Origin of the sequence: Sphingomonas hankyongi, assembly GCF_023516575.1 — a bacterium.
Taxonomy (GTDB): Bacteria; Pseudomonadota; Alphaproteobacteria; order Sphingomonadales; family Sphingomonadaceae; genus Sphingomicrobium; species Sphingomicrobium hankyongi.
Genome location: NZ_JAMGBE010000005.1, coordinates 1 through 823 on the forward strand (window position 1 = coordinate 1; position 823 = coordinate 823).

The 823-nt window shown below is 62.5% G+C and carries 1 protein-coding gene; it reads left to right on the forward strand.

Translation table 11 applies throughout. The features are described 5' to 3' along the window. Positions 1-823 (forward strand): hypothetical protein (locus LZ538_RS13145; RefSeq protein ID WP_249832489.1); only part of this gene is annotated, 823 nt, incomplete at both ends.

Sequence of the window (823 nt, forward strand, 5' to 3'; positions counted from 1 at the left end):
CGCCAGCGGCACGACCTACTTCGACGGCATCATCAATCCGTCGGCGATCCCGGGTTACGACCGCACCGACCGCAGCACCCGCATCCTCGATGCGACAGCACTCGACAGCGGCCTTGCCGGCCCTGGCACGCTGACCATCGACGATGGCGGCAACCTGGTTCTCGCGGACACACGTGTCCACGGCGATCCGACGGGCTTCGAAGGACCGACCTATGCACTGGTCGACACCTTCAACGTCGGCGCTGACGGCACCATCACGTTCCAGCTGGTGCCGGAATCGGGTGGCGATCAGGAAGTCGGCACTTACGCTCAGGTCTTCGCCAACACGGCCAACCTGGACGGGACGCTGGTGGCTGACATCCAGCCGGCCAACGGCCTGTTCGCCGACGATTACTTCTGGGATAACGTCATCGATGCCGAAGTTCGCAACGGCGGCTTCGACGGCGCCCAGTGCCAGATCGGCGGAGCCTTCGGCGGATCGCTGTTCCTCAACCTCGACTGCATCGAGGATGAGAGCGACAACATCGACCTCGCGTTCACCAGGACGCCGTTCGATGAAATTCCGGGCCTGACCGAGAACGGCCAGTCAACCTCGGAAGGTCTAGAGTGCATCTACGATCCTGACCTGACGGGCGGCATCGCGGACCTGTTCAACGAACTGTTCCAGATCACCGATCCGGTCGATTACCAGAACGCTCTCGATCAGCTGGCCGGCGCAAGCTACGCCAACTATCTGGAGTCCTTCAGCTCCCTGGGTGTCCACTACAACGACATCCTGGATCATGCGACGAGCTGCGAGATCCCGTCACTGGCGGGTTCGGTG